The 6674-nt window shown below is 55.2% G+C and carries 6 protein-coding genes; 3 read left to right on the top strand and 3 right to left on the bottom strand.

The genetic code is table 11. The features are described 5' to 3' along the window. From sigH to VKV18_RS14700, 3 genes are all read left to right on the top strand, one after another. A partial coding sequence (gene sigH, locus VKV18_RS14710; RefSeq protein WP_324204936.1) for an RNA polymerase sporulation sigma factor SigH occupies positions 1-580 on the top strand: 580 nt, incomplete at its 5' end. Positions 581-777: 197 nt separating this feature from the next. Then, positions 778-1077 (top strand): hypothetical protein, encoded by a 300-nt coding sequence (locus VKV18_RS14705; RefSeq protein WP_324204935.1) that lies wholly within the window; start codon positions 778-780, stop codon positions 1075-1077. Between the two features lie 11 nt (positions 1078-1088). Next, entirely contained in the window at positions 1089-1286 is a 198-nt protein-coding gene (locus tag VKV18_RS14700) for a hypothetical protein (RefSeq protein WP_324204934.1), read from the top strand. 131 nt (positions 1287-1417) lie between these two features. Here VKV18_RS14700 and VKV18_RS14695 read toward each other — a convergent pair whose 3' ends face one another. The 3 genes from VKV18_RS14695 to VKV18_RS14685 all read right to left on the bottom strand — a co-directional run. Further along, positions 1418-4981 carry an ATP-dependent helicase gene (locus VKV18_RS14695; protein ID WP_324204933.1) on the bottom strand — a complete coding sequence of 1188 codons (3564 nt, stop codon included), beginning with the start codon at positions 4979-4981 and terminating at the stop codon, positions 1418-1420. A gap of 16 nt (positions 4982-4997) precedes the next feature. Beyond that, positions 4998-5726 (bottom strand): hypothetical protein, encoded by a 729-nt coding sequence (locus VKV18_RS14690; protein WP_324204932.1) that lies wholly within the window; start codon positions 5724-5726, stop codon positions 4998-5000. Positions 5727-5944: 218 nt separating this feature from the next. Continuing rightward, on the bottom strand, positions 5945-6674 hold a 730-nt coding region (locus VKV18_RS14685), incomplete at its 5' end, for a helix-turn-helix domain-containing protein (RefSeq protein WP_324204931.1).

Below are 6674 nucleotides of genomic sequence, written 5' to 3'. Positions count from 1 at the left end.
GGAATATCTTCTATATAAGTACCGTAATCTGGTACGTACCAAAGTAAAGTCCTACTTCCTCGTGGGGGCCGAGCGCGAGGACCTTCTACAAGTAGGCATGATAGGGCTGTGGCAAGCGATTGTGGACTTTCGGGTAGACCGCGCCATCGCCTTCCCCGCCTTCGCGAAAGTCTGCATTCAACGCCACATCATTACCGCCATCAAAACCGCCACGCGCCAAAAGCAGATGCCTCTCAATACCTCCGTTCCTCTTGAAGGCCCTCCTGAAGACGCCTCTTCCGACTGGTGCCTCTGCGACATGATCCCCAGCGCCAATGCTCCCGACCCCGAAGAGCTGGTGATCCAGGGTGAGGACACACGCGCGCTTCAGGAGATGCTGCGGCAACTGCTCTCGGACTTCGAATGGCATGTGCTTGCCGGCTACCAGCTCGGTAAGTCCTACCGAGAGATCGCCGAGGAGCTGCGCTGTAAAACCAAATCGGTGGATAACGCGCTCGCTCGCATTAAACGGAAGGTCGCTGCTCTGCCTCTGGGCGTGGCCAACTTGAGCCAGCTTTTCGCAAACTCGTCCTCGCGCTAATCCGCGCTAGGACGTGAGCGGAAAGAGAAGGGCCTATCGTGTCTTATTTGTGTTTTCGATAGCTATCCGGCTTTTGCCGTTCTCTACAGACCTGAGCACTCCTCAGGTCTGATATTGTTTGTAGCCCCTAGCTCGGCGCAAAGGGCAACAACCTCTCCGTATTCTTGTATAGAAGAACTCTTTCGGAGAACAAGCCTATGAACGACCGATTGCTTCCAGAAGAGGAAGAAGAGCAGGCCGTGGAACAGGCGCTCGGCGACAACCCCCGCGCCACCGAGTTGCAAGAGCTACGCCATGTGCTTGAAGAGCGATTAAAAGCGTTACAGGCCGACCTTGTGGCTACCCACGAGCCAGAACAGCGGCGAGCGCTGCAGGCCCAGGTGAATGAGCTAAAGCGACAAATCAGGGTGTTGAAACAAGAGGAGGCCATTTCCGATTTTGTTGAGCGCTCGGTGCGTGTCTCGGCTCGCCGGGCGGCGCTGGAAGAGATGTTGTAGGAGTTCATACCATGCAAACACCTCCCTTACATACCTGTAAAGCCTGCGGCTTTCGCTACTCCAGCGAATGCGAGCGCTGCCCCCGATGCCACATTCCTCGCGAAGGCGACCTCGCCCGCAAATGGCTGGCCATTCGCGCCTATCTTTTCTTCCTTATCGTCTGCTTCATCGGCGGAATCATCGCTTTCTATGAGGCCGCGAAACACTGACTTTAGCCGTTAAAACGGCGCAGCATCGTAGGGGCGGGTTGTAATAATGGCGGGTTTCAAACCCGCCCCTACTGAAAACCCGCTTAACCGCTCGCTCTCAAGGACGGCGGCTTGCTGCGGGTTCTATAGGGTCATCCTGTGCCCTCTTCGTCCATGTCGAAATGACGGTCACATACCCAAAGGTAAGGACAGCGCGAGCAGTCCCAAGTGCTTCCTTTCGGTGGAAAATGCCCCTGACGAATGGCCTGCAAAGCCTCGGTGAACTTGTTGATGCGCTTCATAGTGTATCGTGTTTGGCCTCGTACCTCTTGTATGGTGCCGTCATGGAGAGAAACGAGTTTGACAGAAATCGAGTGTTTCGGCCAAGTCCGTTCGGCACCCTCGTACAAGAGTGCATAGAGCGGCCTATTCTTATCCTCATCCTTTAGAGGACGGGGTAGCCAACAGAGAATAGTTACCTCGTCATCCTCGATCTGCATCAGAGGAAAGACCGTCCGAACAACGCCGGCACCCAGCCTAACTGTGCATTTCCTGCCTGGTTGAAGCTTGGGATAAGCAGACAGTAGCTCATAGGCGTTCGGCAACAGGGTTTGAATCGCATAGTTTCTCAGCAGTCGTCCGTACATGCTGCCAGCCGAAAGACCGCTGTTGAGGCACTGCTCCAAAAAGTAGCTCTGCATCTCCTCACGCGTAGGAGGTTGTCCTGCATTTCGTTCTATGAGAAACCATCGCAGGGTGGCCTCGAGCGCTTCACGAAAACAGAGATAAGGGGGACTTTGCGACTCCTCCACTCCCAGGCCGTAGCGATAATAGTACTGCCTAGGGCAGCGCTTGATGTAGCCTTCCAAGGCAGAGGCTGTACATGCCTCTGATGAGAGTCTAATGCCTCGGAATGCCGATGGGGCCGATTTGTCATCCTCATCGCCAGATAAGGAAAGCGACAATACTCCCGGCCATGCTCTCGGTGTGCGGCGTGAAGAGGCCAATGCATCGATCTCCTGCAAAAATGGGCTTTCGGTTAACTCATGTCTCCCCCGACTATATGGGGCCGAGAGAAAAAGATAGTCTTTCGCCCGCGAGATGGCCACGAAAAAAAGCCGGCGCTCCTCTGCGAGGTCATCGCTATTTTCCTCAAGGCTAGGGCGTATAAGGGAGGGAGGCGGGGAAACCAGTGCGCTACGCCCCCTTGCCGGATAGTTGCCCTTTACAACCCCGGGCAGGTAGACCGCGGTAAACTCCAACCCTTTCGCCTGATGAACCGTCATGACCTGGAGGGCATTGGTATGACAAAGCTCGGCGGGCAGGCGCAAACGACGATTGGTGCCGGTGCGAACCAGTTGACGAGCGTAAGCCACAAATTCGGCTACCTCTTGCTCGGTATCTCCCGGCCATCCTAGTGTCATCTGCAGAAACTGGTAGATCGCGGAGCGCTGCAGCAACACCTCAAAATCTTCTTGAGGTTGCAGCAGTTCCCTTATCCATCGGCTGCGTTGAAAAAGATATCGCACCAAAAACCGCCAAATATCGGCGCCGCCTTGCGCACATGCGTTGAGATCGTCCTGCAGACGCTGTAGGCCTTTTCGCCCCCTATCGCTTAAATCGGGCAGCTCCTGCGCCAACGTAAGCGCCATGGGAAAGGGATGCTTGTGGGCCTTTGCGGCGTTTAACAGCTTTCTGATGTCGGCCTGAGGAACCTCATAGTCCGGTAGCGTTCCTAAGGAGAGGAGCGCAATGCCGCTGCCGCCTCTAAGCTCTAGCAGCGCCATAAGGCGGCGCACGGCGGGCTGTAGGAGCGGGTCGGCTACCAACTGCACAGGCACGCCGTGTTTTAGCAGTGCGCGAGCGATGGCGGCTGCCTGCTCGTTTTTACGACACAGCACGGCCTGTTCCTCAAGCGGAATGCCGCGTTCCTTAAGAAGTTTGGCGGTTTGGGCGATCCAAGCAGCCTCTTCCTCTTCATTTTGTGGACGGCCGTAAACCACAGCCGCCGCCGAATGCCCTTGGCGCACCGCTTGCCATTGAGGGGAAGGGCGCCCTGCCCCAGAAAATCTTGCGATTTTCTGGGGACCCCGATATACGCCTTGAGGGGAAGGGCGTCGGCCTTGAGGGGAAGGGCGTCGGCCTTGAGGCGATGCCTCCGCATTCGACGCGTCGGCAAATTGCGCTAACAACGTTACGATATGTGGGTGAGAGCGATAGTTGTATTGAAGGGCCATACGCTTTAGGCCGGGAAAATCGTGTTCAAGCCTCCGAAGATCGATGGCGGAGGAGCCACGGAAGCTATAGATCGCCTGGCGGGTATCCCCCACAAGCCAGAGGCTTTCGCATCGCGCGCTTAGCAATCGTAACAAGGAGACAGCCGCTCGATTCATATCCTGGCATTCGTCCACAAGAATGTGCCGGTACTTTGTTTGCCAACGATCGCGCGCCGGTTGGCTCTTTCTCAACAACTCCACGGGGCGCATGAGGAGGTCGCCGAAATCGAGCGCCCCATTCTGCTGTAAGCGCTCTTGATAGCGCCGGTAAAACTCGGCGACTTCCAGGTTGGCGCGGGCTTGTCTCTGTTGGGATGGGGTTCCGGCGTCAGCAAGCTCCTTCTCGGCCAGCTCCCGATAGCGCTGTGGTCCGCAAAGCTCATCTTTCGCCCGAGCGATGCAGTTGACAATGTCCGGCAGGGCTAGGTCGGGCTGTTCCAAGTAGAGTAGTTCTCGTAGCCCAAGGGTGTCTAGGTCGTTGGCTAGTAGGCGTGCCGCTTCGAGGGGTTCAAGCAGTTTCGGGACGGGCGGCAACTCCAAGAGTTTGGTCTCTAAGCAGATCAGTTCGTAACCGAAAGCGTGAAAGGTACCTATCCAGACTCTATCGGCCAAAACGCCCACCGCCTCACGCAGTCGGGAGCGCATCTCTTCAGCTGCTCGATTAGAGAAGGTTAATGCCAGTATCTTTTCTGGGGATACTTTTTGGTTTTGTAGCAGGTGCGCCAGGCGGGCGATGAGGGTGCGCGTCTTGCCTGTGCCGGGGCCGGCCTCCACCAACAGCCTTGCCTCGGTGGAGATGGCCGCTTGGCGTTGGCTTTCATCAAGAAGGGGTGTTGGGGCGGGAGGTTTTGGCGGGGGAAGGGGAGGCAACAGGAGAGCGTTAGCAAGCTGAGCGCCAACGCACACCTCCGAAAGGCCGGTTTCCACGCAGATGCGTTGAAAATCCCACTGCTCCTCTAGGAAAGCCTTGCGGAGCCGGGGAGCGGGCAGAAGCAGTTCGGCCGCGTAGAGATTTGCTTCGAGTTCCTGGCGCATGCGAGGGCTATAGCCCTGCAGCGTTTGTACCTCCGACGCCCCATCGCAAGGCATCTGAAACAAGAGGAGTTGGTCTCCCCCTTCCGCAAAAGAGTCGGCCGAAAGATCGGGATGGATTTCCAGGTGGGCGAACTCATGTGCTCTTGAAAAACGTTGGCGTTCCGGCGAGACGCCCGGCCCGACGGCATAATAGATCGCCCCAAAATCCCTCTCCAAAACGGCCAAGGCGCCTGCGAGGAGGGGATCGGTAGGGGCACGCGGATACTCGTGAAAGCCCGTTTCCTCACGAAGTGCCTTCAATACCGCTTCGGCGGGTGCGAGCACCGGCGTATCGAGAGGCATAAGCTTTCGCAGGCGCTCATGCCTCTCGTCGGCGCGGCGTTTTAGATCGCTCCAATCCGGCATCGGTTCCCTCGAGTACTCACCCAGGCCGCATCCCTTCCCAGAACTTCCGATCCTCTTCGCTCAAACTCGGCTCGGAGAAGAGGGTCTCCCAAAAGTCTTTTTGATCGGGAAGCTGCGGGGCCGCTTCGGCCCGAAAGGCCATGCGGGGCGAGAAGGAGGGGCGGCTCTGTGCAAACGAAGCACGTATCTGCTCGACCGGAAGCTCGGTGGCTTCGGCCAGCTTCTGATAGACAAACTCCGGAATGGACTTGGGGCGCAGGAGCGCGCGCAACAGCTGATTAAAGAGGGGTATCGGCAAATGCAGTTCTCGTGCCCATTGGTCAAGTCCCTGCTTGTCTATCAGAAGCTTTTGCAAGCGGGTTAGCGACAGCAGTTCCCCCTCAAGGCCGCCGCCCTCCCCCTCAGCATTCTCTCCCTCAAGGCCGATGCCCGTCCCCTCACTTGTCGGGAAATAGCGCTCGACGGTCTCGTGAATGAGCTGGTCGAAGCGGGCCTCCACCTCCGGGGGGATCGTTACCTCCTCTTGCTCCGCTGCGCGGGAGATGCTCTCAATCTCGAGGATGTTCCAAAATTCCTCGTGGAGATGCTCTGGTGTTTCGCGCAGCCACTCCTCTAACGTTCTGGTTTGGCCTGAGTCAAGCTCTTCGCACCAACGCAGATAGAGACTCTCTATCTCCTCCTCCGACGGAGTTATTGGCGATCGCTTACTTGGTTCCTGACCGTTTGTTTTGTTTACTTCAGACATTCTATAACCCTTTCTGTTGTCATCTCGAAGCGAGAGACCTAAGCATGCCTTTATTCGTTCTAGGCGAGCCTGCATCTAGCAGGCCTTCCATAATTATAAATATTTTTTCACCATCCAAAGCGGAAAAGGTCTCTGCTCGTCTATTCGGCTCTCTGCTAGCTTACAAGCCGCTGGACTGCGGATGGGATTTCCGCGCCTTTGGGCTGTAATGCCGCTTATTACGCTGAAATCATTCCCTTTGAAATCATTACGTCTTTGATACGCTGAATAATATTTCTTACGGTTCTATCTGTACAGCCGAGTTGTTCAGCTATCTCTTGTTGATTATAGCCGTCCATCAGAAGCTTTGCTACTCGTACCTCAGCTGGTTTGAGCAATTGGAAAAAATGATCGACATACATTCTACTCAGAGCTTGCTTGATGGAATCGATTTCTGCCACTGCAATCCTATCGCCAAGAACTACACCATGATGAGCACCATCATCACTATAACCATAAGATGCATCTAACGATTGAGGGATTCTTTGCTGTCGCCTCTTTTCTTCGTGATAGTATTTAGAGAATATGCGTTTCAAAGCCCCAATAAAATTACAACACCAGAAATAATGACTGTCTAAATTCCCGTTAGCTAGCTGATGGCCCACATTGGAAATAACATTTCCCACAAACTCCTCACAATCGGAGATGCGGGCGGTTGCACACCACGCAGAGGCGCGATTCTTAATTCGATCAAGGATAATTTTGAGGATTCTGTTAGCTGCTCGCCGATCCCCCTGATCGCGCCAATGGAAGAACAGCTCTACAAGTGTTTCAGAGTAGACATATTCGGAATGTCCATATCGTACTTGGGCACGTTCTTCAATATAAGATAACGGCTCTTGCTTCAGCTCTCGAACCTGTTCATCTATTTCGGCATGACGATGATACCTTGGATGTTGCGATGTGCCA

This window comes from Chthonomonas sp. (assembly GCF_035294505.1).
In the GTDB taxonomy this organism is placed as follows: domain Bacteria; phylum Armatimonadota; class Chthonomonadetes; order Chthonomonadales; family Chthonomonadaceae; genus Chthonomonas.
This window is presented reverse-complemented; position numbering and strand designations above follow the sequence as displayed.